The organism is Leptospira venezuelensis (assembly GCF_002150035.1).
Lineage (GTDB): Bacteria > Spirochaetota > Leptospiria > Leptospirales > Leptospiraceae > Leptospira_B > Leptospira_B venezuelensis.
Genome location: NZ_NETS01000008.1, coordinates 83,641 through 108,242, shown reverse-complemented (window position 1 = coordinate 108,242; position 24,602 = coordinate 83,641). Strand labels below are relative to the sequence as shown.

At 39.5% G+C, this 24,602-nt stretch carries 23 protein-coding genes and 1 pseudogene; 11 read left to right on the top strand and 13 right to left on the bottom strand.

What is annotated here, in order from left to right; all coding sequences use genetic code 11:
- Nucleotides 1-11 precede the first annotated feature (11 nt).
- A complete protein-coding gene (locus B1C82_RS04595; RefSeq protein WP_086446445.1) occupies nucleotides 12-734 on the top strand; it encodes a hypothetical protein in 723 nt (240 codons plus the stop codon).
- Nucleotides 735-750: 16 nt separating this feature from the next.
- On the opposite strand, the gene trxB is transcribed toward B1C82_RS04595, so the two are convergent.
- Nucleotides 751-1,698 (bottom strand): thioredoxin-disulfide reductase, encoded by a 948-nt coding sequence (gene trxB, locus B1C82_RS04590; protein WP_086446444.1) that lies wholly within the window; start codon nucleotides 1,696-1,698, stop codon nucleotides 751-753.
- A gap of 170 nt (nucleotides 1,699-1,868) precedes the next feature.
- Here trxB and B1C82_RS04585 point away from each other — a divergent pair, with 170 nt between their 5' ends.
- Together B1C82_RS04585 and B1C82_RS04580 are read left to right on the top strand one after the other, a co-directional pair.
- The gene (locus B1C82_RS04585) at nucleotides 1,869-3,185 is read left to right on the top strand and encodes an LA_2490 family SGNH/GDSL-type esterase (protein ID WP_086446443.1); all 1,317 of its coding nucleotides are present in this window, start codon (nucleotides 1,869-1,871) and stop codon (nucleotides 3,183-3,185) included.
- Nucleotides 3,175-4,605, top strand: a complete 1,431-nt coding sequence (locus tag B1C82_RS04580; RefSeq protein WP_086446442.1) for an MBOAT family O-acyltransferase — start codon at nucleotides 3,175-3,177, stop codon at nucleotides 4,603-4,605. The genes B1C82_RS04585 and B1C82_RS04580 overlap by 11 nt, the downstream gene beginning before the upstream one ends.
- Before the next feature lie 195 nt (nucleotides 4,606-4,800).
- Here B1C82_RS04580 and B1C82_RS04575 read toward each other — a convergent pair whose 3' ends face one another.
- Both B1C82_RS04575 and B1C82_RS04570 read right to left on the bottom strand, forming a co-directional pair.
- A complete protein-coding gene (locus B1C82_RS04575; protein ID WP_086446441.1) occupies nucleotides 4,801-5,856 on the bottom strand; it encodes an LA_2486 family SGNH/GDSL-type esterase in 1,056 nt (351 codons plus the stop codon).
- Entirely contained in the window at nucleotides 5,853-6,401 is a 549-nt protein-coding gene (locus tag B1C82_RS04570; protein ID WP_086446440.1) for a tetratricopeptide repeat protein, read from the bottom strand. Before B1C82_RS04570 ends, B1C82_RS04575 begins: the two co-directional genes overlap by 4 nt.
- Nucleotides 6,402-6,574: 173 nt before the next feature.
- Between B1C82_RS04570 and xerD the strand changes: the two genes are divergently transcribed.
- From xerD to B1C82_RS04555, 3 genes are read left to right on the top strand one after another with little or no spacing between them, the layout of a single operon-like run.
- Nucleotides 6,575-7,471, top strand: a complete 897-nt coding sequence (gene xerD / locus B1C82_RS04565) for a site-specific tyrosine recombinase XerD (RefSeq protein ID WP_086446894.1) — start codon at nucleotides 6,575-6,577, stop codon at nucleotides 7,469-7,471.
- An 18-nt stretch (nucleotides 7,472-7,489) separates the two neighbouring features.
- Nucleotides 7,490-7,915 carry an ATP-binding protein gene (locus B1C82_RS04560; protein ID WP_086446439.1) on the top strand — a complete coding sequence of 142 codons (426 nt, stop codon included), beginning with the start codon at nucleotides 7,490-7,492 and terminating at the stop codon, nucleotides 7,913-7,915.
- 60 nt (nucleotides 7,916-7,975) lie between these two features.
- A complete protein-coding gene (locus tag B1C82_RS04555) occupies nucleotides 7,976-8,380 on the top strand; it encodes an LA_2478/LA_2722/LA_4182 family protein (RefSeq protein ID WP_086446438.1) in 405 nt (134 codons plus the stop codon).
- Here the strand turns inward: B1C82_RS04555 and B1C82_RS04550 are convergent.
- Nucleotides 8,377-10,095 (bottom strand): DUF342 domain-containing protein, encoded by a 1,719-nt coding sequence (locus B1C82_RS04550; protein WP_086446437.1) that lies wholly within the window; start codon nucleotides 10,093-10,095, stop codon nucleotides 8,377-8,379. The genes B1C82_RS04555 and B1C82_RS04550 overlap by 4 nt on opposite strands.
- A 222-nt stretch (nucleotides 10,096-10,317) precedes the next feature.
- On the opposite strand from B1C82_RS04550, the gene B1C82_RS04545 reads away from it, so the two are divergent.
- Both B1C82_RS04545 and B1C82_RS04540 read left to right on the top strand, forming a co-directional pair.
- Nucleotides 10,318-10,923, top strand: coding sequence for an LIC_11485 family protein (locus B1C82_RS04545; RefSeq protein WP_086446436.1), 606 nt, complete (start codon nucleotides 10,318-10,320; stop codon nucleotides 10,921-10,923).
- 1 nt (nucleotide 10,924) lies between these two features.
- Nucleotides 10,925-11,899 (top strand): tetratricopeptide repeat protein, encoded by a 975-nt coding sequence (locus tag B1C82_RS04540; protein WP_086446435.1) that lies wholly within the window; start codon nucleotides 10,925-10,927, stop codon nucleotides 11,897-11,899.
- On the opposite strand, the gene B1C82_RS04535 is transcribed toward B1C82_RS04540, so the two are convergent.
- Nucleotides 11,896-12,360, bottom strand: coding sequence for a chemotaxis protein CheX (locus tag B1C82_RS04535; protein ID WP_086446434.1), 465 nt, complete (start codon nucleotides 12,358-12,360; stop codon nucleotides 11,896-11,898). The genes B1C82_RS04540 and B1C82_RS04535 overlap by 4 nt on opposite strands.
- A complete protein-coding gene (locus B1C82_RS04530) occupies nucleotides 12,360-13,577 on the bottom strand; it encodes a synaptonemal complex protein 1 (RefSeq protein ID WP_086446433.1) in 1,218 nt (405 codons plus the stop codon). The genes B1C82_RS04535 and B1C82_RS04530 overlap by 1 nt, the downstream gene beginning before the upstream one ends.
- Before the next feature lie 104 nt (nucleotides 13,578-13,681).
- Here B1C82_RS04530 and B1C82_RS04525 point away from each other — a divergent pair, with 104 nt between their 5' ends.
- Nucleotides 13,682-14,401, top strand: a complete 720-nt coding sequence (locus tag B1C82_RS04525) for an LIC_11490 family protein (protein ID WP_086446432.1) — start codon at nucleotides 13,682-13,684, stop codon at nucleotides 14,399-14,401.
- Between the two features lie 20 nt (nucleotides 14,402-14,421).
- Here the strand turns inward: B1C82_RS04525 and lmtA are convergent, their stop codons facing one another.
- The 7 genes from lmtA to B1C82_RS04490 form a co-directional block, all read right to left on the bottom strand.
- Nucleotides 14,422-15,180, bottom strand: coding sequence for a lipid A Kdo2 1-phosphate O-methyltransferase (gene lmtA, locus B1C82_RS04520; protein ID WP_086446431.1), 759 nt, complete (start codon nucleotides 15,178-15,180; stop codon nucleotides 14,422-14,424).
- Between the two features lie 79 nt (nucleotides 15,181-15,259).
- On the bottom strand, nucleotides 15,260-16,261 hold the full coding sequence (locus B1C82_RS04515) for a DUF4340 domain-containing protein (RefSeq protein WP_086446430.1): 1,002 nt from the start codon (nucleotides 16,259-16,261) through the stop codon (nucleotides 15,260-15,262).
- A gap of 2 nt (nucleotides 16,262-16,263) precedes the next feature.
- On the bottom strand, nucleotides 16,264-17,928 hold the full coding sequence (locus B1C82_RS04510; protein WP_086446429.1) for a GldG family protein: 1,665 nt from the start codon (nucleotides 17,926-17,928) through the stop codon (nucleotides 16,264-16,266).
- Nucleotides 17,925-18,671: an ABC transporter permease subunit gene (locus tag B1C82_RS04505; protein WP_086446428.1), complete on the bottom strand. Its 747-nt coding sequence runs from the start codon at nucleotides 18,669-18,671 to the stop codon at nucleotides 17,925-17,927. Before B1C82_RS04505 ends, B1C82_RS04510 begins: the two co-directional genes overlap by 4 nt.
- 3 nt (nucleotides 18,672-18,674) lie before the next feature.
- Nucleotides 18,675-19,586 (bottom strand): ABC transporter ATP-binding protein, encoded by a 912-nt coding sequence (locus tag B1C82_RS04500; protein WP_086446427.1) that lies wholly within the window; start codon nucleotides 19,584-19,586, stop codon nucleotides 18,675-18,677.
- 51 nt (nucleotides 19,587-19,637) lie between these two features.
- Nucleotides 19,638-19,940, bottom strand: a complete 303-nt coding sequence (locus B1C82_RS04495; RefSeq protein ID WP_086446426.1) for an STAS domain-containing protein — start codon at nucleotides 19,938-19,940, stop codon at nucleotides 19,638-19,640.
- A 96-nt stretch (nucleotides 19,941-20,036) separates the two neighbouring features.
- On the bottom strand, nucleotides 20,037-20,822 hold the full coding sequence (locus B1C82_RS04490; protein ID WP_086446425.1) for a class I SAM-dependent DNA methyltransferase: 786 nt from the start codon (nucleotides 20,820-20,822) through the stop codon (nucleotides 20,037-20,039).
- Nucleotides 20,823-20,883: 61 nt separating this feature from the next.
- Between B1C82_RS04490 and B1C82_RS20930 the strand changes: the two are divergent.
- Nucleotides 20,884-22,122 (top strand): annotated as a pseudogene (locus tag B1C82_RS20930) (SpiroCoCo family coiled-coil protein); the annotation flags it as partial.
- A gap of 174 nt (nucleotides 22,123-22,296) precedes the next feature.
- Nucleotides 22,297-24,465, top strand: coding sequence for a SpiroCoCo family coiled-coil protein (locus B1C82_RS20925; protein ID WP_418288019.1), 2,169 nt, complete (start codon nucleotides 22,297-22,299; stop codon nucleotides 24,463-24,465).
- Nucleotides 24,466-24,602: the final 137 nt, after the last annotated feature.

Genomic DNA, 24,602 nt, shown 5'->3' with positions numbered 1-24,602 from the left:
AGATCCGTTCTATGGAAAAGTTTCGTCTCTCCGTATATTTTGTAATCGGGATTATCATCATCCTGATCGTATTTACTTTGTTAAAAAGTTGGTTCGTATACGACCGAGGCATTGAACTCGCAAAAAATCCGTCTAACAGCATCCAGACTGTATACGTAGAACCGGATGATGATCTAGTAGAACATTCTTCCGTAGTTTGGGGAAAATTTTTATATTATCCGCTAGGCTTAAACAGGGACAGGGAAAATTTCGGACCCCGCAAAACATTAAACCATGCTCAAAATCTAGTATTCGTGGATCTTCAAACTGGAAGGAATCGTAAGGTATTCAATAAGAGTGTGTATATTTGGGATTATTTTTACGGGGCAGAACCTGAAAAACTAAGTTCCGATTCAGAAACTGGAGAAATCTCTGAAGATGTATTCCCAGGTTTAAAAACCGGAAAAAAATTCGTGATCGTTGGAATGCCAGAAGATACCAACAAGGATGGATATCTAAACCAAAAGGATTCCAAAAAGGTTTTTGTATACGATCCGAACTATGATGAACTACTTCCTATTCTTCCCAAAAAGTTCTATCTGGAAAAAATCCTACCGGACACTCCGGAAAATAAACTTGTAATGATTGTAAAAAGAGAAGAAGAATCCAGCTCCAATAAAAAGAAGCCGAACCTTCCTATATTATTTATTTATGATACTCTTCAAAAAAGAGGACAGATGATAGAGCGCCCGTAGGCGCACCATTGTCGCTTTACTCTTCTTGAGCTTCTAACCATCTTTCTGCTTCAAGAGCGGCCATACATCCCGAGCCAGCAGCAGTGATTGCTTGGCGATAGGTTTTGTCCTGAACATCTCCAGCGGCAAATACACCTTCTACACTTGTGCGAGTGGTGCCTGGAACTGTTTTGATATAACCAGTTTCGTCCAGCTCCAATTGGCCTTCGAAAATTTCAGTGTTCGGCTTATGACCGATCGCATAGAATAAACCACCCACAGGAAGTTCTTTCGTTTTTCCAGTAGTAAGTTCTTTCACAGCAAGGGAAGTGAGTTGATTCCCGTTTCCTTGTGCACTTTCCACGGCAGTGTTCCAGATAATTTCTATCTTAGGATGAGTGGTAGCTCTTTTCTGCATGATCTTAGAAGCTCTTAAAGAATCTCTTCTGTGGATCAGATACACTTTAGATGCGAACTTAGTTAAGTGAGCGGCCTCTTCCACTGCAGAATCTCCACCACCTACAACAGCTAGTTCTTTGTTTCTGTAGATCGGAAGTGCGCCATCACAAACTGCGCATGCAGAAATTCCTTTTTGCCAATAAGAATCCTCGCCCGGGATGAACATTCTTTTTGCAGTAGCACCTGTTGCAATGATCACAGTCTCTGCTTCGATCAATTCATCGTCCGACCAAATACGAAACGGTCTTTTAGAGAAATCCACTTTGGTGATTGTTTGAGTGATAATTTTAGTGCCGTATTTTTCGGATTGGGCACGGAACAAATTTGTAAGTTGGGTTCCATCTATTCCTTCAGGAAAACCTGGGAAATTTTCCACCTCAGTGGTAGTGGTGAGCTGTCCACCTGCGGCGATTCCCCCCGCCATAAATCCCTCGTACATAACTGGGTTCAAATTCGCTCTGGCTGCGTAAATTGCTGCCGTATGACCCGCAGGGCCGGATCCAATGATGACTACTTTATGGGGCATCTCATTTCCTCTAATGATTTAGAATGATTCTAAATTGATTTTATTTTTAGACTGGGGAATTGTAAAGTAGATCTTTTTTTTCGAGAAGAAAGAGTCGGAATTCCAACAGTCCTTTTCCTAGATGAATTGTCTTGTCATCCGGGTAGGAATCCAAATGCTATCCAGTATTCATGGATTTCGCCAAAAAATCGTTTTTCGGCCTAGTTTTTTTGATTTTAATCTTCCTCGGAACCGAAGCCGGTTTGGTTCTATTACGCAGTCCTTCTCTACAATACTATAGAGATCTAAAACTCATCCATAGTTTTCATCCCGATTATTACGTGGCTCTTGAGCCAGGCCAATCCAAATATGTCAGTCATTTTGCTGGAAAATGGGAAGGCCAGTTTAGCATAAACTCCCTTGGCCTGAGAGGAAAAGAAGAACCGATCCCTGGAAAACCGAAACTTCTATGCTTAGGAGATAGTTTGGTAATGGGATTTGGGGTAGGCGACTCAGACACATTCTGTCAACTCTTGGATGGAATAAAATTAAAAGGAGAAGCTCGCCAAGCACTGAACTTGGGAGTGGACGCCTATGGTTCTAGAGGTTCTTATTACAGGCTTAAAGATATTTCTACGAAATTAGACAATGTTAAAGAAGTACTCTTCTTTATTTCTCCAAACGATTTCGATATGCCGGAAGCTCTTGCAAAAAAGGGGATCTTACCTGATGATCAAACAGATGCAATCAGAGAAAAAGATCCGAACTACGCTCGGAATTTTAAATTACAATTTATTTTAACAAGAATCTCTTATACACTCCAGGCTCTCAAACTAGCTTACGAACAGATACAAGTTACGTTTGCAGTTACAAAACTTTCAATTTGTAAAGAACTGGATTCAGCAGGATTTTATAAATGTACTATGCTTACCGCTCCGGATGCGGGTGCTCAAGTAAGCGATAGCCACCCTTCTGGAAATTTAATTTCTTATTTTGAGTCTTCTTTTTTTAGGCCTGTCAAAAGGCCAAATTGTGATTCGGATATTACGCCAACTTCTGCGGTATTTGGTGCAATGTGCCCTGAACCGATTCCGGCTCACGTTACTTGTGTGGATTCTGCTCCTTCTTTCGAAACTCTTCCGATTTTACCAGAACTCACTCAAGAATATTACCAAAAGATGATAGATCTTGCAAAGGAAAGAGGATTCAAACTGGTTCCTGTGATCCTCCCGATCCAAATAGAAGAGATTTATTGTTATAATAATGGAAAATACCATCCTTTAGAAAATTACGCAACCCGCGCCTCTGCATTTTTCGAAAAACGTGGAGTGAAAGTTTTACGTTTCAAAAAGGAAACTTCTTCTATGTGTGGTTTTGATCAGAACGGCAAAAAATTCGGAATCTTAGATCACTATATTCCGGAAGACGGGCATTTTACGAAAAGAGGAAATATTTGGGCGGCAGAATCTCTCAAGGCCAAATTGAAGGAGACTGATCTTGCTCTTTAATTCCCTTCATTATTTACTTTTCGCTCCTATAGTCATATTCGTTTATTTCCTGGTACCTTCCAGATTCCAAAAACTTTGGCTACTCGTTACTAGCTTATATTTTTATGCAGTTTTCAGGGTTCCATTCATCTTATTACTGATCTATTCCATAGCGATCACGTATTTCTGCACATTATGGATGGACAAATCAGAATCCAGATTTGGAAAATTATTTTTCCTGAATATAGCTATTTGGGGTAACCTATCTTTACTATACTTCTTTAAGTATCTGGATTTTTCTTTTACAGTTTGGAATACGATCCTTGGTCTCGTTCCTTGTGAGCCATATTATGCATATCCATCAGGGATACTATTGCCAATGGGGATCTCTTTCTTTACTTTGCAGGCAATCGCGTATGCGGTCGACGTATATCACAAAAAAGTAAAAAGAGCTGAGAGTTTATTTCAATTCGGATTATTCCTAAGTTTCTTCCCACAATTGGTGGCTGGTCCGATCATTCGTGCCCAGGATATGCTCCATCAATTCTTGGATACATATACATTCAAAAAAGAGAATTTACTGCCTGGGATTAGACAACTTGCCTGGGGACTTTTCAAAAAAACATTCGTAGCAGATCCGATTGCTGCCGTCATTGATCCAGTATTTGCGGATCCTCTTCATTATGGATGGTTTTCTTTGGCAGTCACAGGTTCCTTATACATTATTCAAATGTATTGCGACTTTTCAGGATATTCTGATGTGGCAATCGGAACCGGAAGAATCATGGGATTTCATATTCCAATTAACTTCAGACAACCTTTCCTTTCTCAAACAGTTTCAGAATTCTGGAGACGTTGGCATATATCATTCAGCTCTTGGCTGAAGGAATATGTATATATCTTCTTGGGCGGAAACAAAAAAGGAATTTCCAGAACTTATATAAACCTTTTCCTCACAACATTTGTGAGCGGAATCTGGCATGGTGCAGATTGGAATTTCGTAGTTTGGGGATTTGTTCACGCGAGTTTAATGGTGATTGAAAGATTCGCATTCTCTTTCGAAAAAATTAAAAATTATTGGGAAAAGATCCCGAGCACAATTAAAGTAGCATATCCATTTACCATCTTCGGAATTTCCATGTATTTCTTCCGGGCAAGACCAGTCGAAGGAATTGGCAATAGCGTCCAAGTAGGTTGGGCAATGGTCAGCAGAATGTTCTCTGGAGTAGAAGGCGATTTCCTACCAGTACCGTTATCCGTTCTTTCCACAGTGTTTATACTAATGCTTGGAGATTACCTGATGGAAAAAGAGACTCCTTGGGCCAAAAAACTTTTTGAGAATCGTATCTGGGTATATGGTATCTCAGCAATCCTGATCTCTATCTGTTTTATCTTATACAGTGTGACTGTAAGCGCACCTTTCTTGTACTTCCAGTTTTAAGATTTGGGCGGCTCCTTCGCTTTGCTCGGACCGTGCTGCTACGACTTCGCGCAGCCGCGCTCATCCGGGCTTCGCCCGGACTAAAGGTCTGCGCATCACTGCCGCGTACTAAATCTCTGCGACTCCGTGTTTCTGCGTGAGAATTAAATCTGATCCAATTTTCGCCACGCAGAGTCGCAAAGACGCGGAGAGTTTTTAATGAATGTCTTTTGCTATTTCTTGTGCAATGAAACTATATAACGCTGGGTTTGGATGTCCGTCTTTCGGAAGAAAGATTTCCTGATTGTTCTTTTTCCAAAAATCATAAATGGGTTGTTGGAGGTCCAACACGGGAATTTTAGAATCGACTGCGATCTGTCTGACTTCTTTTACGAGTGCTGAATCAACAACCGGATCATATTTTTCATTCGGTTCAGGCAGAAATACTAAGGTAAAAGGGACCTTCTTCTCTTTTACAAATTCAAATAAAGAGATAGCTGCTTTTCTATGAGGATGATCCGGACTCAGAACGTTACCACTGGAAGGAATTACTAAATTTTCCGCTGATTCCGGTTTATACTTCTCATAAACGATTTTGAACGCGTTGAATACTGCACTATATTTGGAAAGGATATAGGAAACTCGTACTAAGATCCTTTTTTTTAAAGAAGATTGTAATTCTAACTCTTTATAAGAATCAGTAAAATCGGAAATATGATAGATCCAATAGGCAGCCTGAGGTGGGGAAGATTCCTTCAAAACTTCGGTTAATCTTTCTTGGATGCCAAAACTTCCCAGAGCATCCACTCCCAAATTTCTGACTTTTACATGTTCATTCTTTTGTTCTAAAATAGAATCTAAAGCCCAAGGAAGACTTTCCTGGTCGCTAACCAAATATCCTAAAGCAACAGAATCTCCCAAAACCCAAATTTCATGTCTATCAGCGTTGTAGGAGTTCCGATCTGCAAGATCAGCGCCATTGCTTCCGTTGTTAGAAGTAATCCTTTCTCCTCTAAAATCAGTAGAAATATGATAACGAATATTCTTTTCCGGATGAAAAAGTTCTAAACTTTGGCTTGGACAAAGCCTCATCCAAGGTATTGAATCTAAATTCTCTGAAGTTTGAAGGCAATGAAGTTTTTTGTCATCTAATCTAAATTGAACGGAAGGAAAAATGGGAAGTCTCAGTAAAATTTCTAAGAGACCAAACAGAAAAACAGAATATAATAAAAAAATAAAGCGGATCTTTCGCGAGTAGGTAATCTCTCTCATTTACCTGAAGTTTCCTCATAGAGTTTTTTTCCGCAAAGTTCAAAGAGTCTTTTAGAGGCGGGATTCGATTCAGGGATACGATTCTCTTGGAAACGTTTTCTTTCAGAAATATTCTTCTTGGAATCTAAGATACAAGAGCTTAGAAACTTGGCGAGACTCTCTCTGTCCTTGTCCCAACTTTCGGAAAATCCCCTTAAAACGGATTCGGTCTCGTCTTTGGAGCCTGCTAAGATATAAATTTCCAAAAGATATAGAAGTATCTCAGGGTTTTTTGGATCTTTTTTAAGAGCTTTTTCTAGATAGAGAGAAGCGGATCCAGGTGCTTCTCCGCTTTCTGCTAAAAGAATTCCTAAATTTTTATTCGCCGTAAAATTTTCAGGATTTTCTCTAAGTGCTAAATCGTAATAATATAAAGCCTCTGCTGTGTTGCCTTGCGCTTCTTTTTCTCTCGCCTTACTTGCTAGTTCCCCTGAGGAATCGCAATTCAAAGCAAATTGGGACATAAGCAAAATTATGGCGTATCGGAACTTCTGTCTCATTTCCATAGTTTTTTTTCCCTTAGGGGATAAGAAAAAGGACGGTTTTTTGTTATGTCCGCCCGTCGAATTTGTACAATTTACGGGCCTCCTCGTGCCGCAATCTTAAAAAAGTTTCAATCTCGAGGGAGAATTTGTCCGAAGGATTTAGTACTGTAATAATCGGAAGCGGGACTAAGAAAGTGACATCTTCTCATAAGAATCTACTACAAAATTTCCAAGAATACCTCTCGGTTGAGAAGGGTCTGAGCGACAATTCCATTTACTCGTACGGATACGATCTGAACAAGTTTAAGAACTTCCTCGAAAAAGAACATCTCGACTTCTTAGAAGTCCAGGCGAACGACATAGTTCGTTTCTTGAACGAAGAGAGGAATCGTAAAATTTCTGCAAAGACGATCGCTCGCGAAGTAGTTGCCATCCGCCAATTTTATAAATTTTTAAAAGACGAAAAGAAGCTGGATTCAAATCCAACGGAAAAGATCGAAACTCCGGAAGTGATGAGATCCATCCCGGATTATCTGACACAAGAAGAGATCGATGAATTATTCGTTGTGATCAAAGAGGATAATCTCTACGAACTCAGAGACAAATGTATTTTCGAACTTCTGTATTCTTCCGGACTTAGAATTTCGGAAGCATGTAACCTGAGATTGACTGATATGGATATGTCCGGAATGACCCTAACTGTAGAAGGTAAGGGCGGACGACAAAGACTAGTTCCATTTGGTGAGAAATCTTTGGACATTCTGAATCGTTACTTAAAACAAAGCAGACCTTATATTCTGAAAAACAGAAATTGTGATTACCTTTTCGTTTCCAAAAAAGGATCTTTTATTAATAGAAAATCCGTTTGGAGACTTCTGAACCATTATATCAAACGAACAAGCATCAAGAAAAAAGTGACTCCTCACACTCTGAGACACTCTTTCGCAACCCACTTGTTGGAAAACCACGCGGATCTAAAATCGGTTCAGGAACTTTTGGGGCATATCGACATTTCGACTACCCAAATCTATACTCATATGGCGAATAAAACTCTGAAGGAAGTTCATAAGAAATTCCATCCGAGAGGATAATTTTCCCCGGACCTGATTTTGGCCGAGATCAAAAAAACCGATTATTCGAATCAATTTCGGATACAAGTTCCTTCCCATCCGCGTTACGTGACTGTAGCGCGGAACTTCGTTTACAACCTAGCAAGAGAATCGGGATTTTCCCTGTATGATGCTGCCGATCTGAAATTGGCAGTGGGGGAATGTCTTCTGAACGTGATTAAACACGCATATCTTGGAAAAACGAATTATCCAATCTTTTTAGAAGTCACAGTTCTCGAAAATCGTATGGAAGTCAGGATTCGAGATTTCGGAGTTCAGAAAAATATTTCTGAGATCAGAGGATTTGACCCAGGAGATTATAGGGAAGAAGGAATCGGTCTCTACCTGGTTCGGAAACTAACGGACCATTTTTATATAGACCAATCCGGAAAAGGGAATCGTTTGATTCTCACAAAAATGAAATAATTAAAAAGAACAGCTTGCAGAATGGAAGAATTGTCCGTCTATTCTGTATAATCTAAGCATATGCTTTCGATAACCCAAATGAAATTTATCTCTATAATTGTATTTTCACTCTTAATTCTTTCCTGCAGAAAGGGACCATCTTTGTCCAAAAAAGAAGTCAAACAACTTAGCCAAAACTATATTAAAGAGTTGTGTAAAAAAAATTTAGAATGTTCTGCTCAATATTTGGAGACACTTCCTTCCGGAGAGCAGAATGCGGCCAAGTCAGGATTTTCTTCGCTGGATCAATGTATGGCCGAGCAAAGTAATCAATCCATTCTTCCGGATGATTACGAAAAGGTCACCGACCAACAGATAGGGAAAGTAAAACGTTGTATGGACGATCTTCTTAAAACTCCTTGTTCAGATATGGAGCAAGCTGGCGGGATCCCGTCTTGCAGGGAATTATTTCCGGAAGGGAATTAATCTGCGGAAGAATCTGATTCTGGAGATTCTTCCTGTAAAAGCCCCAATCGTTTAGGTTTTACCTTAGAATGAGCGATTTGACCATCTCCTCCTAAGTATAGGAAAGAAGGACCTGGGATTTCTTTCAATTTTACACTGAACTTTTTGTTCCTTCCTAGGTTAGCTTCCACTCCTGGGAAAATCTCTCTTTCTACTTCTATAAATGAATTTTTATCAGGATCGAAGGATAGGATCGCAGATTGTTCCTGAGCAAATAAATTCTCTAAGATAGAACTATATTTCTGACGGATTGCCTGTAATTTTGGAAGACTATCTTTTTCTTCGGGGCTTAAACTTCTTCTTTGGGAATCGTCGCTTAGTTTTTGGATACTAATATCTACTTTTTTTAATATATCCTGGTTTTTACGGATCTCTGATTTTAGATCCTCTAATTCTGAAAGAAGTTCAGGAGGCATTCCGCAGCTGAGCACGGTTCGTGTCTCAACGATTGCACCGAGTTTCGTGCAGGTAATCATTTTCCCCGCAACACATTGTCCTCCGATGATTTCTCCTCTTCCACCTCTAACTACAACGGATTCCCCTGCAATCAGTTCAGAGTGCATCGCAGCTTCTTCTATGAAGATAGAATTTTTAGCGATCATCTTTCCCTGTTCTATAAATTTTGCATAGATATCTGCACCTGATTCTATCATTCCACCGTTTCTTCCCATAAATCCTCCGGAAAGAACGATGTCTCCTTTTGCTTTTAGAAAAACTTTACCTACAGATTTTTTAACTATAATGGATCCGTCCGTTTCGAGAGTGAAACCGTCAGCGATAGATTCTTCAACAATGATTGTACCGGGAAAATTTATGTTTCCTGTGGAGAAGTCTACATTTTCCAGTAAACAAACCTCATCAACTCGGATCAGTCCGAAACGATCTAATATTGGTCGGCCATCTATCAAGGATTGAACTACATTTCCATCTTCTGAAATTTTAACATTTGGGCCTAATTTCCATTCTGCTAATTTACCTTCTTCGAATGGAAGGACTTCTCCTTTTACGTTTTTGCCAGGTTTACCTGGAGATGGAGAAATTTTTTCCGCAAGTTTCTGGTTTTTCTTAACACTTTGGATGATTTGAATATTCTTAAAATCTACTCTTCCAAATTCGTCTTCTTCTAAAGTAGGAGTGCCTGGATGTTGGAACAGTATGCGGATGTCTCCGTCTTTTCCTGGAATAGGAAATTCTCCCTGGGCAACTAAGGTCCTTTTTCCATAATCTTCTGCCTGAGAAAGTTTGAGAATTGATTCTTCTATAATTCCAAAAACGATACCATAGGTCTGTAACTTAGATAATATCTCGTCCCTAGTTAATAATTTTCCACCGAATTTAGGCGGGTGGAGAATTCCGTGGACGGACATCTTATCGTCTGAAATTTTCAGGTCCAGACTAGAGGCTTCCGGTTTGCCTGGCCATTTTCCGATTAGATGAGGTTCTGAGTCTTTGGTCTTTAAGATACGTTTGACTTCTTCTTCTGAAACTCCTGAAATTTTGAATACATCCAAACGTTTTAGAATTTCGCGATATTCTACTTCTTTACCCTTTCTCCCAGCTGGGAAGATGGTGAGGTACGCGAGTCCGTCCAGATTTTCCACCTTGAAAAATCCGTTTTCGTTCTCTTCCAGATCTTTTAATAATGATTCAGTATAATTGCGAATTGAGTCGCTCATCCTGGGGGGCCGTTGTTGGAGAGTAAGTTCCATCCTATTTTTTACAATCGAAAACCTGTAAAAAGACTTAATGGGAAGAAGGCGAAAAATCTCCGAAATCTGCTGATTTTCAGACTGGGCTTGATCTGTCGAAGTTACTACAAGTCAGGATTTCCCTTCCTTTTTTCAAAAATTATGTCCTTGAAAAACCGTGAAAACGGCCGATGATCCTAGGGTAAACCTATGGCATTCAATCCATTCTCCATCTTAACCAATATCAGGGTCTCGATCGACCAGGTTTTGGGAAATCTCCCTCCAAAAGTGGTAAAGACGATCGGCACAGCTGCTCTTAGCTTGGCGGTTCTAGTCGCTATGGTTTTAGGCTGGTTCAGTTTCCAAAAGGGATTGGCTTTAGCGGGAGAAGAGGACCAGGCAAAGGAACTGGATCGTAAGGCGCTATTTTTAGAAGATATAGAAAGAGAATATAATCGGAAAAGAAAGGATGTTAGATGGAGCGATCCTTCTTATTCGGAGTCAGGAAGTTCTTCCTTGGATATTGAAAGATATTCTTTGGAAAAACCAAAGATGGATCCTTCTTCTCCTAAACCTGAGCTGGAAGAGTCAGATACAATCCGCAATTCTAAGATAAAGGATGGGGATTCGAGAGTTTTCTTTCCTACAGAGAATGAAAGACCACCTAGAGAGGATCTGAGCCCGAGCGGAAATGAATCCGATTCTCCTCGTTTGCAACCTAGTACTAAACAACCTAATAGAGAGCTTCCTTCCGAAAAGGAAGAGTCCAGATTAAGTCGTCCGCCTAGAAAAGAACAAAAGCCTAGGGGCGAATGAAGTGAAATATATTCTAATTATTTTAAGTATTCTTCTTTTCGCAGATCAATTGGCGGCGGATTTTCCTTTGCCAATTCCAGAGCCGACAGAGGGAAGTTTTTCCACCAGGGGAACTTCTCCGGATGAACCGCTTCCTCCGATTGATGCAAGTTCTGTAGTTGCAGAACAGAGATCAGATGCAGGTTCAGAATCAGTTTCTGAAAATACACAAGCAACTAGCGAAGAACCAAAAATTACAGAAGTAAAACCGCAGACCTCAGAACCGATCAAAGAAAAGAAAACTAAACTTCCAAATCTTGCAGATAGAAAAGATAAAAAGAACGGCAAGAAAAAGGAAGCCGCAGCGGACCCGAGTAGAGCCGCTTATGAAAGAGGGCTTTTACGACTTAGAAACGGACAAAAAGATGCAGCCAAAGAAGAATTCGGGAAAGCTGCATCGACAGAAGGAACTGCAAGTTCTCAAGCAAAATTAGAACTATCTAAATTAGACAATTCTAAGGCTCCAGATTCGAATGCGGAAGCTCCTGCAGAGGATGATTCCAGATGGAAAACTTCGTTAGAAACTGCGAGATCTCTTAGGGCTCAAGGAAAAAACTCAGAAGCAGAGTCCATTCTACTTAGAACTGCCACTGAGGGAGAAGGTGAATATCGATCCAGGGCTTTATTACAATTAGGTGATATGCTTTTTAAACTGGGAAGATATTCTGATGCTCGCAGTTATCTTATGGATTTTTGGAATCGTTTCGGTAAAACTTTTCCCAATGCGGAAGATATCTCCTCAAGAGAATTCAAAAGACAAAGAGAAGAAAAGGAATTAGGTGCTTATTTACTTTTTAAATCCAGCTATAAGGCGGGAGAAGGGGAATGGGCGAAACGTTTTTTGAAGAAGTATTTAGATAAGTCTGTTTCCGAATCCCAAGGAGTGTATTCCCCCTTGAGAATGGAAATGGAATCATTCGCGAAAAGCGATCTTTAAGTTAAGGCTACGTTTACTTCTAATTTTCCGAATTTGGAAAATAGACTGATCCCTAAAGCTTGTTTTTTAGGGATCTTTATTGTTTCGTTTTTTGCGTCCACGATGTTTGGCGCAGTGATCTCGATCGATTGACCTGCAGTTGCGAAAATATTCATCGCGTTACCTGTAGTCATGTTTGCGATCTCACCTAAGATATCTTTATATTCATTCTTGATATCGTCATCGCTCATACCTGGCATCAGCTTCTTTGAAATTTTATAAGCCGCGTCGTAGTTCAAACCGTAGATAACTTCTCCGTTAAAAGTTCCCAGAACTCCGATGATGATCGCAAGTTCCAGGGTGGTTTCAGGAGTGTCTTTGATACCGATCTTTCCACGGATCAGGTCGGTCTGTAATATATCCCGGAAGACAATTGTAGCTGCTTCTAAGAATGGGTTTACTAACTCGGCGCGGATTTGCATTATTCCTCCGAAACGGATCTAACGGATGCTCGTTCGACTTTGATACTTTCCTCTAGGGATTGCGGAATTTCCATGAGTATTGCAGTGAGTAAGGAACCATTATCCCTGGTTCTTAAGAAAGATGGATCAGGAGTTCCCAATTTGACTCCGGAGAAAGAAACAATCGCGTATTTTTCTCCTTCTCTATATGGTCCGATGTTTTTCTTTTGGGTCAAACCTGGAAGGCTCAAATCTTGTAAGAACTTTTTGTCGGAGCTTAAGGAGAATACATCTTTGCCAACGCTGATCTTTTTCAGGTCGGAAAGAGATTTACCTTTCAAGGAAACAGTTTGTCTTCCTAAAAGTGTTGCGATTTTTTGCAAACCGTCTGGCTCATTTTGAAGAGTAACAAGTTTAGCTTTTAAAGATTCTAAAGCGTTTTTACGTGCTTCTAATAAGAACTTACTTCTTAGGACTGTTTTTCTTTCTTCAAATGGAACAGGCTTGCCATCTTTACCTTTTAGAGTATTTGGATCCAAGGATTCTTTGTCGTACAACTCTTTGAGTTGAACGTCTGTAGGCTCTAAATTTCTTTCGGAAGCTTTGACTAGATCTTCTTCTGTATATAAAACTGCATCCAGATCCACTCTTGCACCAGATGCTTCAGAGAGTACATTTAGCTCTCCATCCGTGCGTCGGATCTCGGTTGGAAGGAAGTTTTGGAATAGAGCCTGGGACACTTTATAATCAATCCTAAAGCGCAAAGGTGCCTGTTGGAGTAATTGACGATAAATTTCTACTGGTTTTTTCAGGTCTTCCTCGGAATATCCTGCACCTTGGAGAGAATTTTTAGAGACTCTCTCAGCTTCCTGCATAAGGGCCTGTTTTTCTGATTCTTCAGTGATAGTAAAACCTACCGCGTTTCCGATCTTGCGGAAGATATATTGTCCTTTTAAAGATTGGAAGGCACAATCTGCCCAGAGCGCTTCGGAACCTTGTCCTTGGTACATCTGGATACAAAATCTTTTAGCCGCGTTAAATGAATCGATTGGGACACTTTGGTCGTCAATACTTCCCATGGTGATGCTTGCCTTTCCGGCGAGCATATCAATACCTACTTGTTCCACATCTGGCTTTAATAGCATAATGATCAGCATTAGGACAAGAATTCCCAAAAAAACTGCTGATCCGACTTTGAATAAAATATCTTTAACTGAAATTCCGTCTGGATTTGTCATAAAACTACGTTTACAAGGAAGCCTGGCCCGCGCCTGGAATCTGTAAAGGAGAAAAACCGCCCGAAAAATGCTTCAGGAACGGCGAAATTGGATAGATACATATAATGATGCTCTATATTGCCTTAGCACTCATTTTAGTAGGAATCCTCTGCTTTATTTATGTTTCCTTCCAGCCTAATTCTAAAAAAGAGTTTAGCGCCGGCCAATTTCCAAAAGGAAACCTGCCGCAAGCAAGAGAGAAAAAAATTTCCTATGATACATTAGCTTCTCTTAAAAAACAGGGACGTTCGGAAACCTATTCTCAAATGGATCAGGCGTTTGCAGAAGATAGAAAGATCCGTCCTCTTTCCGAAAGACAAAGAATGGAATCTCAAAGAACTGAACCTGAGGTTTCCACTGAGGAAGAATTCGGAACTGAAATTTGGGATGAAACAAAAAGGGGAGAAATTTTAGAAATGGTAACTGAACCTGAACGCACCCAGCCTAGAATCCCTAAAGAAGAAGAATGGTCTATGGAAGGAGTATTATTCCTAGATCTTTCCGGAAGATTACCGTATGAGGCTCTTCAAGAAAAGATCCGACCTGAAACTTTAAAAGGTTTTAGAAGAATGGGTAAGGGAAGTATTAGAGAGATCCCGGGTGGATTTACTTTCCAAGCAAGAAATTCAGAATTCAGTTATAAACTGAATGAGGTAGAGAAGATCGTTTTTTACGACCAAGGTTTCGCGCTACTTCCTTTAAAAAGAGAATACCCAACCCCGATCTTTTTGACCAAGGATGGGGAAAAATTCAAATCTTATCTGGAATATACTGCGAACGTTTAAAATAAGAAGAAGGCCGAAAATTAACGGCCTTCTACCACCAACCACTTAGTGGTTTTTACTATTACTCTAACAATTGTATAGAACGCAGCGCCAATCCCGAATGCCCAGATCTGAGGTTCGGTGATCACAGTCCAAGGCTCTTTCCAATCTCCGAATCCAACCTTAAAACTTGCCGCGTAGTCAAATAATACAAAGATCACTAAGATACCGAATAAACTTGGATATTCTCTTTTAAGAATATTTCGGAATGAAAAACCAAGTTTAGGTTTTACATAACCTGAAAATTTCGGAATGAATGCTGGGATCTTATCGGCCCAATTCAGATAGTCCTGACCGAACTTATCTCTCAAGAATTTTTCTTCTGCAAACATTATTCTTTCGTAATAGAATCCGAAAAATAATGAAAATACTATAAGTAGGGGAATATCTCTGAAATACAGAACCGGTCCCAAATACATTAGGAAATTTCCTAAGTAAAGAGGATGGCGAACAAGAGAATAAATTCCTTCTTGGTTAACCACGTCTGCTACTTGCTCTTTAGTATTTCTACCGGAAGTGCGGGCAGGGGCATAACCGATCACAAAACAACGAACTGCTAAACCAAGTAAGCTAACTGCAAAACAAGCGGCCGCATAGTATAAGTTGATCTCGTAAGAATCTTCTAAAAATTCGAATTTGCTCAAAGAGTATAGACAAAGAAGAAGAATAAATCCTGGTATATAAGATCTCCAGCGAAATAGAAAATTCCCCTGCTGATCCAATTCTTCAATTAATGCCATACGAATTCCTTATTAGGTTGTGGTATTAAGGAAGGAAACTTTTATCCCCCCGGAGTGTCAACCATTGATTCAGAGGTGTTCAGGGAGAAAGAAACCTATTAGAAAAGTCTGCAAGATCCTTTTGTAGTATCCTTTCCAGGTTCCAGGGATCCAAGACCAATCTGTAACTTAGGCCCTCTCTCTGGAAAACATAACTTCCTAACTTGGTCATTCCAATCGGAGAAACTAGATAACGATCCGTGCTAGTTACAATCTCAATTTTAAAATTTCTATCTTTAGGAACCGGAACATATTCTTCCGACTTCTCCAAAATAACTTCGTCCGCACTTAGTTTTTTGATTTCTTCTAAATAGTTTTCTACTTCCTCAGAAGATGCAAGGATCTGCCCACTGGAAGTTTCTAAGATCCAATTTTCATCTTGTTTACTTAAAGTAAAATCAACAGAGGCAAGTCCCGAGATCTTGATCTCCGAAACTTTTTCTCTATCAGGAAAGGGCGGAACAAGAGATCTACTCAGGAAAAAGTCTAGTTTACCTCCGCCTGTAACTGATTTTAGATTTTCTTTAACTAACCAGATCTGATTTTTTTCGTCCAGGATATAGGTCCCTGAACCCTTTCTGACAGGGGCTCCAATTAGAATTTTCCCCAATGAATTTCCGGAAACACTTTTGAGTTCTATAATTGGTTCATCTCCTCCTAAGCCGAATTCTTCCTTAGAAATTGAACTGGATTCTGAGAGTAGAGTGAATTTACGCAGATGTAAACAAGTTTGGATTAATTCTTCGATTCTGGCAGAATCTCCTGGCAATACTAATCCAGATGGTAGCTGAACTATCCATCCATCTAGATTTCGGTTTAGAACACTCTCCTGACCTTTGCGTCCGCTGATGATGGTTTGAATCTCTTCTGATTTAGTTTTATAGAAGGGCTCAGAATTTTGGTAGGTCTTTTTGAACCAGTCCCATGGATCTTTTGCGATCAATAATAGGAAGGCTAATATTATATTCCCCAAAAAGAATAGTATCTGTGGATATTCTCTATACGTGTAGCGGAGAAGTTCTTTAGGTCTTGAAAAATCCATTATTATACGTTCCTTCTCTTCAGCCTGCGGAAGGCATAAAGAGCTAATAAACCAGGAACTAAAAATAAATGAAATAAGCTGATCGCAGTTTCTAAGAAGAATGGTAAAGGTTTTAGTTTTAAAACTGCAGATTGTTTAGAACGAACTTCTATAAGATCTGTTTCTCCTTTGAGTATATCGATTGCATTTAATAAAAATGGAATATTTGAGTTTTTCAGTATTTCTGAGAATTCCGGAAATGCCAAAAGATCTGAAACTAAATAGGGAGAACCAAATACTAGAATCCTGCCCGTTTTAGTTGGTTTATTTTTAGATTGTGGATCTTTTACACCTTGTTGGAAGTCAGGAAAATAAGAAGTAAATTTTCCTTCTGCATAAACTCCAAGCGTAAAAGGTCCGCCATTCGCTTGGATCGGAGTAGAAAGAATTTGTTTTTCTCCAAGAGAGATTGGCTCTGTTCTGGACTCAGCATCTTGTCCACTTTTTGCTAATATTGTAAACTTTACTTCTTTCTGTTTCTCAGCTAGAATATTCAAACTAGAAGACCAAGGGATCAAAAGACTTTCTTGGTTTTTGGTAAATGCGCTATTTGGATCTAAGGTATTTGATTTTTGGTCTGGAACAATCCAAGGAGGATAAGGATATTTTCCTAAAATTCCCGGTTCAATTTCTATTACAGAGCCCATTGGTAAGGAATGATCCGGTTCTAGAACTATATCATAGTTAATTCGAATTCCATAATGTTCTAAAAATCGCACCATTTCCGCTGAGTTTGGATTTTTCTCCGCGAGTCCTGCTCCTAAATCACCTGAAAGAAGTCCGAAACTTCCTCTTTCAGAGTTTGTTTTGAACTCCATTGTTTTGGAGAGAAGGAGTAAACTTCCTCCACCTAAGAGGAACTTGTCCAGTTTTTGCTCTGTGTTTTTAGAAAGAGCTCCTCCTCCTATCCAAAGCACCACTTCAGTTTCCTGGGGAATTTCTTCTGATTCCAGATCCAATTCTAAAATTGGTCCGTATTCTCCTCTCAAAACTCTTCTTGCAAAAATTTCGATCCTATCTTTGGTAGAGCCTTGTTCTTGGAGGGAAAGATTTCCTGGTGATTTTAAGAGAACAATTCCTGAATCCTTATCCTGCCTTTGCATTTTACGGATCGAATTTAAGATCTGGTATTCCAAATCTTCTGTATAAAATACGAAGGATAAAACTTCGGTTTTATGACCCAAGGTCAGGACAATTCCCATAAAGGCTTGTTTGACTGAGGCTGAATCTCTGGAAGTTTGTTGTAGGATTTGAGGTTCTAATCCTAACTCCATTGCTTTTCTTGCATCTTCTTCCGAGCTAGAGGGATTGTAAAATCGCAAAGAAACATTTTCCTTTCCTATCTTGGCGATCTCTTTTAAAAGTTCTTTGCTGAGTTCTGCTCTTGCCTTGTATTCTCCTGGAATCTCTGAAGAATAAAACGCGTCTATATACAGTGGATCGTCTATTTCTTTTAATACTTTTACTGTGCTGGATGTAATTTGAAATCTTCCAGATCTGGAAAGATCTGCTTTGCACGGGATTGTGGAGAAAAGTCCATTCAAAAGTACAAAAAGTAAAATCCCATTTGCGAAACCAAACCAAGGAGATTTAGAAATATCTAATAGAGGACGTAATAATTCTCTCATGGATAATTTCTCCGGAGAAAGAAAACATTTCCTCCTAGATTTGCTGAAATAAAGCTGAGAAAATAGAGAGTATCCGAAAGATCTAATATCCCTAAGCGAAAAGATTCAAAATGAGAGGATAGAGCGAATAGATATGCAAACGCAGAAGGCCCGCCTCCGAAAAATTTCAGAACCGGCTGAGTCCCTAATAGAAAAAAGAAAAGGCAAACAAGAACTGTTAGAATATAGGAACTGATTTGGTCTCTTCCGAAGGAAGAAAGAAAGATCCCGAGGCTAATATATGCTCCACCTAGTAACCAGCAACCAACGTATCCTGCAAATACGATCCCTAAATCAAGATCGCCGAATGCCCAGATGAAAAATGGGATACTAAGACTTAAACAAACTGTGAATCCTAAAAATGCCCAAGCTGCTAAAAATTTAGCTCCAACGATTTCCCACTTAGAGATAGGCAAAGTGAATATTATCTCCAGACTCCCTGATCTTTTTTCTTCGGACCAAAGTCTCATCGTGATCGCAGGAATAAATACTACAAATAGCAGGGGAGTCCATACGAAGTATTCTTCCATACCTGCAACTTTTCTATCCCAGAAGGAACCTTCTCCTAATCCATAAAAGAATAAGAAGGAGGATAAGAATAAGTATAGGATGGAGAATACATAGCCAATAGGTGTATTAAAATAACTGTCCCATTCTTTTTTAAAAACGGCAACAAGCCCCGGAGGTATGTTTAGAAGCTTCATATTTTAACCGGAAACCAGGTCCTGAAAGACTGATTCTAAAGACTTTTGGGAAATCTTATATTCTAAAATTGGAAAAGACTCTCTTCGTATGAGTTCAAAAATTTCCTCCGGTTTGCAAGAAGTGGATTCTAATCTGAATTTAGTATATTCACCCTCTTTTTCGGAAGAAAGAATTCGCACATTCTTTCCTTCTAAAACTTTTTCTAAAGTTTCCTTATTTGTTTTGGCTCTTAAAAGGACTGAGTCAGATCTTTTGAATTCAGAAACAGGAAGATCAGCTACTAAATTCCCTTTGTGCAAAACTAAGGCGTGATCACAGGTTTCTTCTACTTCTGAAAGAATATGAGTGGATAATAATACTATTTTATCTTTTCCTAAATTTCGCAAAACATCCCTGAAATGAGAGATTTGTAATGGATCTAAACCGGAACTAGGTTCATCTAAAACGATCCAATCCGGATCATGAAGCAATGCTCCCGCTAAAGCAAGTCTTTGTCTTGTACCTTTGGACAGAATTCCTGCCAAAGAAAAAGTTTGGGACCTTAGATCACAAATATCTAATACTTCTTTTTTTCTTTTTTTGAAGAAGGAGACCTCCATTCCTCTCGCATTCCCTAGGAAATCTAAATATTCTCCCACAGTCATATCTGGATAGATCGCGGAAGATTCGGGAAGATAGCCTAATCTTTGTTTAATAGATTGTGGATCTTTTTCTAAAGAGATTCCGTCGAGTGATACGGAACCTTTATCTGGTCGAATAAAACCTGTTAGAATTCTGAGTGCGGTTGTTTTACCAGCACCATTGGGTCCAAGCAAACCTGTGATTCTGTTTTTAGGAATGAAGAAATTTAGATTAGAGATCGCGACCTTTCCAAAATAGGATTTAGAAAGATCGGATACCTGAAGAGAGGCCACGAAAGTTATTCTTTCGGGCCTTAAAGCCTATGCAACTTTTTTTCCCGGAATTTATGCCTTGATACGAAGCATTGCATCCACTTTGAACTTACGAAGCACATCCATTAGAGTAGGTTGAAGATTCACTACTTCTAATTTTACTCCAAAATGGTCCAAAAGGTTTCTAAGAGTCAGTAGCTTTGCAACGCCACTTGAGGTAATTTTTTTGGTTGGGGTCATGTCCAAGGTTAGGTTTTGGATATGTGCCCTGGAAGCCTGTTCCGAAATCTCATCAAATACCTTTTCGTATCCATCCAGGAGTTGATTTTCGAAACGAACGATTCCGTGTTTATTTTGTATCGTTAATTTGGCCATAGGTAACAGCTTGTTTACTGAGATAGACTCCTAAAACCGGAGCATCCCAACAATAAAACGGGGAAAGAACTCTGGTCTATAGTTCAAACAAGCGACTCAAATTTTTCGGCACATAAAATTCCAATAATTCGCCTTTGGAAAAATTTCCCAGGACTCATAATCGGAGCCAATTCCTAGAATTTCAAGGCCTGAATTTTGTAGGTTCTTCGACCAAGTTTCGAGTGGATAAGCCCTGTGATAATGCTCCTCCAGTTCCGAAATTCCGGGCTCCGAAAATTCCAAACTGGTCTTTAAAATGGAAGTTTCCGGATCAAATTCATTCTTCCAGACGAGTTTTGTCTTCCCGTGGGTCTCCTTTAGGACCTTACCTTTAAAATTTTTTCGAAAATTTTCAGCGGTGCTAACATCAAAAAAGAAGACCCCATTCTTCTCCAAAGCGCCTGAAACTTGGGCAAATATCTGAGAGAGTTCTTTTTCTGTTTGGAAATAGTTCAGAGTATCGTGCACCGAAAAAACTAGATCAAATGATCGATCCAATTTAGGAAAAGATAAAAGGTCCCCTAGTTTCCGGACCCCTCTAATTTGCTTAGAATCGGCGATTTGAAGCATTTCAGGAGAATTATCGATTCCCCAAAGTTCCGTGGAAGAAGGTAGAAATTTCCAAATTTTGCAGGTACCGCAGCCTAAATCCAATGCGATTTTTGGATGGATTTTTTGGGTTCCGATCTGGTAAGATTCCAAAATCATCTTTGCCCAGTCACGATAAGGTGCCCGTTTCATGACTCCGTCATAAATGCCCGCAAATGCCGTATATGGCCTTTTTTTGGGGATTGGAGAAATAATTCTTGATTTATTCCCCTGCTCGCGAGTATTCCTATCCATTTGATGCGACATAATTCTTTGAAGGGTTTTTCTTCATAGAATCTTCGTTGAAACTCTAAGTATGGGCCTAGAACTTCTTTTACCCTTTTTAGCCAGTGTAGGCATTACTATCCTCCTTCGCAGGATGGACAAGTCGAATTATAAGCTCAGCCAGATCAAAAGATATACTGGCAAACTCCAGGAAGAATTGCAAGAGATCGCACTGGAAAAAATCCAATCCGTAAAGGATTCCGGAATTGAACTGGAGATCAGTTTAAAACAGACCAGAAAACTTGCTGAAGAGGTAAGAGGTCTCAACGATGAATCCAAACAATTATTGGAAACGATTCGTTCCAATCGGGATTTTTTAAACGCAGTTACGTTAGATCTAAAAGAAGTAGTCCATCTCTCTTCTGATATTCGCCAAGAATCTCAATCTATCCAGGATGGATTGCAAAGACTGGAGCTTGGCAAAAAAGAAGTGTATGGTATCGGAAATCGTATCCAAGAACTTCGTTCCGAGGCAGAAGTTTTACTCGAAGCCTTCCAGGAAAAACTTAATTTCCGTTCTGATGATATTCTACAATCACTAGCTTCTAAGATAGTTGAATTAGAGGGATTATTAGAAGTTAAAGCGGATCGTATCGAGTCTGGATTGGAAGAATTAGGTGAAGCTTTCCGCCAGAGATTAGAAGCTCAAACAAAGTCATTATATCATGAAACAGTAGGCAAAGTAGATTCTGCTCGAGAAGAAGTTCAGACTCTTCTCGAATCAGTAAAAGTAAAAGAAGAGGATCTAGATGCCAGGACGGATAGAATGCAGACTGCTTTCTTGTCCGTATCCGAAAAAATTGATCGTTTAGAAACTAGAGTGGATGAGAAAGCGGAACTTGCGGATCGTAAGTTAGAGGAAACCTTCTCCCGTAATGAATCAGTCATTCGCCAAAAATACGATCAAGTATTAGAACAAGTAGTTCATTCCAAAGAAGCATTCCTAAACGGGGTTCGTATAGAGATCGAAACCATTCGTAAAGAAATAGAAGGAATGAGCCTCGAAACGCTGACTCGTCGTGATGAGATCTTGAACGAGACTAGACGCCAAGCCGAAGGAATCAACGACTCCATCAATATCTTCCAAGAAAAATATTTGGAAGCTGAGAATAAATTATTAAAACAAGCAGATTCCCGCAAAGCGGATCTGATGCGCCAAATAGATTCTTTCGAAGACGAATTCAATCGTATTTCCAGCAGCTTAAGAATAGAAGCAGAAGATCTGAGAAAGGAAATCCTTTCCGGATTAAAAGAATTCCATTCCGCTTTAGAATCTTCTCGTTCGGAAGAAGAAAGAAAGTCCAAACTGAAATTGGACCAAGTAAGAGAATCTTTGGAAGAAGAACTCAAAGTCCTGCAACACTCTCAAGCGGAAAAATTCCGTGCGGACTGGGAAGCTATTAAAGAAAACGTTAAGGACTATTCTTCTCAAATTTCTTCTAGAATGAAGGAAATGGAGACATCCGTAAAAGAACTAAAAGGTTCTTTGGAAGAAGAAGTTGGTGCATTACATGCTTCTCATTCTGAACGTTTCCGTTCTGAATGGGATTCTATCAGAGAAAATGTAAAAATTTTCGACGTCCAGGTTTCTACCCGGATGAAAGAAATGGATTCTTACGTAAAAGATATCCGAGAGGCATTGGAAGGAACCGCAGGTGATATTCTTGCGGAAGCAGAATCCAAGGTAAGCGAGATCGGTCTTTCTATAGAAGACGAGTTCCGCAAAATGGACAGGAGATTCGAACACTTCTCTCGTTCTTGGGAAGAAGAAGTACAATCCCAGAAAAATCATACCATGGATGCGATCCGTGGATTGGAAGAAAGACTGGGACAGATCCATTTTAAAGGTGCGGAATATCTGGAAGAATTCTCCAAATCTTATGCAGAGCAAAAAGATAAGATCGAAGAATTTGTATCTAAATACAAAACAAACTTCCAAAAAGAGGGAGAAGAGGTCAGAGAAGATCTTATCTCTCGTTTCAAAGATCTTAGAGCTGAAGCAATTACAAACGTAGAGAACGTAAAAGTGGAATATTCTGCTGTAGGAGAAAGATTCGAAAACCTTCTGCGCAAGAATGAAAAACTTTTAGAAATGCAAGCGGAGAAGATCCGTACTTCTACCGAATCCCAACTGGAGAAGGCAGGGGAGCAGGCAAGAGTCGTTTTAGACAAACTGAAAGAATCGGGCCAAGACTTCTTCGAAAGACAGGAAGAAAAAATAGATCGTTTGAACGATACGATCGATTCCAAGATCAACAGACAATTATCCGCTCTCTTAGACAAAGGCCAGATCCAATTAAGCCAATTGGAAGAAAGGATCGCAAAACATTTAGCGGATGTAAAACGACATCTGGAAGAAGCTTTAGATTCAGGGATCAAAGAAAGCGAAGGCCAGATGAAGGAATTCCAAAATCAGGTAAAATATTTACTGAAAGAAACCGAAGAATCTTCGGAGGAATTCCTAAAAACAGGAAGAGAAGAATTCCAGAAGGCACAAAAAGAATATCGTGTTCTTCAAATCGATCTTCGCAAAGATCTATCAGAGATCCAAGATGCAAAACGTTCTCTATTCTCCGAATTGGAAGAAGAAGCAGAGAAATTGCGCTCTTCTGTGGATGAGATCTCTGAAAGAATCCTGGATGCAGAAAAACGTTCTGCACTCTTCTTAGATGTAAAAGAAATTATAGAACGTTCTGAAGAGTTTGTCTCTGAGATGAAAGAGGCTCTGGAAGATGCAAATCATACGGAAAAAACGTATGAAGATCTGGATCAAAACTTAGTTCGGATCAAAAAAGTACAAGAAGATCTGGAAACTCGTATATCTCAGGCAGAAGAGAGAAGTTCGGAAATTCTTTCTATAGAAGAAAAAGCAGAAGTTTTAAAAGAAGAATTCGAAAGAATCATGGAAGAATCTTCTCAGTGGAACGATACTCATCGCAAGTTGGTCGAAGCCGGAGAGCGAGCATTCGAAATGGAATCCCGCTTCTTAGATCTGGAAGATCGTTTGGGTAGAGTTGTATCCGTTAGAGAAGAGATCAAACAACTTGATCAAGATAGCCAAGGTCATAAAGAGAATTCATTCAAGTTGGCTCAGAAAATACGTGAGATGGAAAAAGAAATCTCCGTAATAGAAGCGAGAGAAAGAGAAGTCGCAGAAACTTTAAGAAAGACCGACGACAGATTAGAGACTCTTGCAGGCAGAAAAGAAGAGATACTTTCTGTAGAAGCTAAGTTTGATAAGATAGAAGACCTAATGTCTGAGTTAGGAGAGCGCCATAAACAGATCAGCACTCTTCAACAAAGATTAGATGATATGAAAGAAGGTGCTTTATCGGTTAAGGACGACCTAGAAGGTTTACTTTCCGAAGCAGAAGATACCTTTGAAAAACTTTCTGCATTCATGGACGTAGTCCAGACCAATATATCTAAGACTGGCGGGGGCAAGTCCGGAAAGACTTCGGATAAAGATCCCCTTGTAGCTAGAAAGAAAGCAACAGTGTTGAATTTATTTCATAATTTTCATTGGCAACCAGAGACGATCGCTGAAAAATTAGGGCTCGAAACTTCTTTGGTCCAAACTATCATTCAAAACGAGACGGTGAAAAAGGGATGATTTTTTTCTTGACCCCAAAGTTTTTCCCCAATATGTCTCGTTCCCACTTGTATTATACGACATGCAAAAAATTTCATAGGGAGATCCTTTCGTTTTTAATAAAAAACTGAAATTGTAGGGTAGCAATCCGAAAATGA

What these genes read in the sequence shown, in the direction of transcription:
- B1C82_RS04495 (WP_086446426.1), bottom strand. Translation starts at nt 19,940, where the DNA reads ATGGCCAAATTAACGATACAAAATAAACACGGAATCGTTCGTTTCGAA.
- B1C82_RS04510 (WP_086446429.1), bottom strand. Translation starts at nt 17,928, where the DNA reads ATGAGAGAATTATTACGTCCTCTATTAGATATTTCTAAATCTCCTTGG.
- B1C82_RS04550 (WP_086446437.1), bottom strand. Translation starts at nt 10,095, where the DNA reads ATGAGCGACTCAATTCGCAATTATACTGAATCATTATTAAAAGATCTG.
- B1C82_RS04515 (WP_086446430.1), bottom strand. Translation starts at nt 16,261, where the DNA reads ATGGATTTTTCAAGACCTAAAGAACTTCTCCGCTACACGTATAGAGAA.
- B1C82_RS04585 (WP_086446443.1), top strand. Translation starts at nt 1,869, where the DNA reads ATGGATTTCGCCAAAAAATCGTTTTTCGGCCTAGTTTTTTTGATTTTA.
- B1C82_RS04530 (WP_086446433.1), bottom strand. Translation starts at nt 13,577, where the DNA reads ATGACAAATCCAGACGGAATTTCAGTTAAAGATATTTTATTCAAAGTC.
- lmtA (WP_086446431.1), bottom strand. Translation starts at nt 15,180, where the DNA reads ATGGCATTAATTGAAGAATTGGATCAGCAGGGGAATTTTCTATTTCGC.
- B1C82_RS20925 (WP_418288019.1), top strand. Translation starts at nt 22,297, where the DNA reads ATGAAGGAAATGGAGACATCCGTAAAAGAACTAAAAGGTTCTTTGGAA.
- B1C82_RS04595 (WP_086446445.1), top strand. Translation starts at nt 12, where the DNA reads ATGGAAAAGTTTCGTCTCTCCGTATATTTTGTAATCGGGATTATCATC.
- B1C82_RS04555 (WP_086446438.1), top strand. Translation starts at nt 7,976, where the DNA reads ATGCTTTCGATAACCCAAATGAAATTTATCTCTATAATTGTATTTTCA.
- B1C82_RS04535 (WP_086446434.1), bottom strand. Translation starts at nt 12,360, where the DNA reads ATGCAAATCCGCGCCGAGTTAGTAAACCCATTCTTAGAAGCAGCTACA.
- trxB (WP_086446444.1), bottom strand. Translation starts at nt 1,698, where the DNA reads ATGCCCCATAAAGTAGTCATCATTGGATCCGGCCCTGCGGGTCATACG.
- B1C82_RS04505 (WP_086446428.1), bottom strand. Translation starts at nt 18,671, where the DNA reads ATGAAGCTTCTAAACATACCTCCGGGGCTTGTTGCCGTTTTTAAAAAA.
- B1C82_RS04525 (WP_086446432.1), top strand. Translation starts at nt 13,682, where the DNA reads ATGATGCTCTATATTGCCTTAGCACTCATTTTAGTAGGAATCCTCTGC.
- B1C82_RS04490 (WP_086446425.1), bottom strand. Translation starts at nt 20,822, where the DNA reads ATGGATAGGAATACTCGCGAGCAGGGGAATAAATCAAGAATTATTTCT.
- B1C82_RS04545 (WP_086446436.1), top strand. Translation starts at nt 10,318, where the DNA reads ATGGCATTCAATCCATTCTCCATCTTAACCAATATCAGGGTCTCGATC.
- B1C82_RS04575 (WP_086446441.1), bottom strand. Translation starts at nt 5,856, where the DNA reads ATGAGAGAGATTACCTACTCGCGAAAGATCCGCTTTATTTTTTTATTA.
- B1C82_RS04570 (WP_086446440.1), bottom strand. Translation starts at nt 6,401, where the DNA reads ATGGAAATGAGACAGAAGTTCCGATACGCCATAATTTTGCTTATGTCC.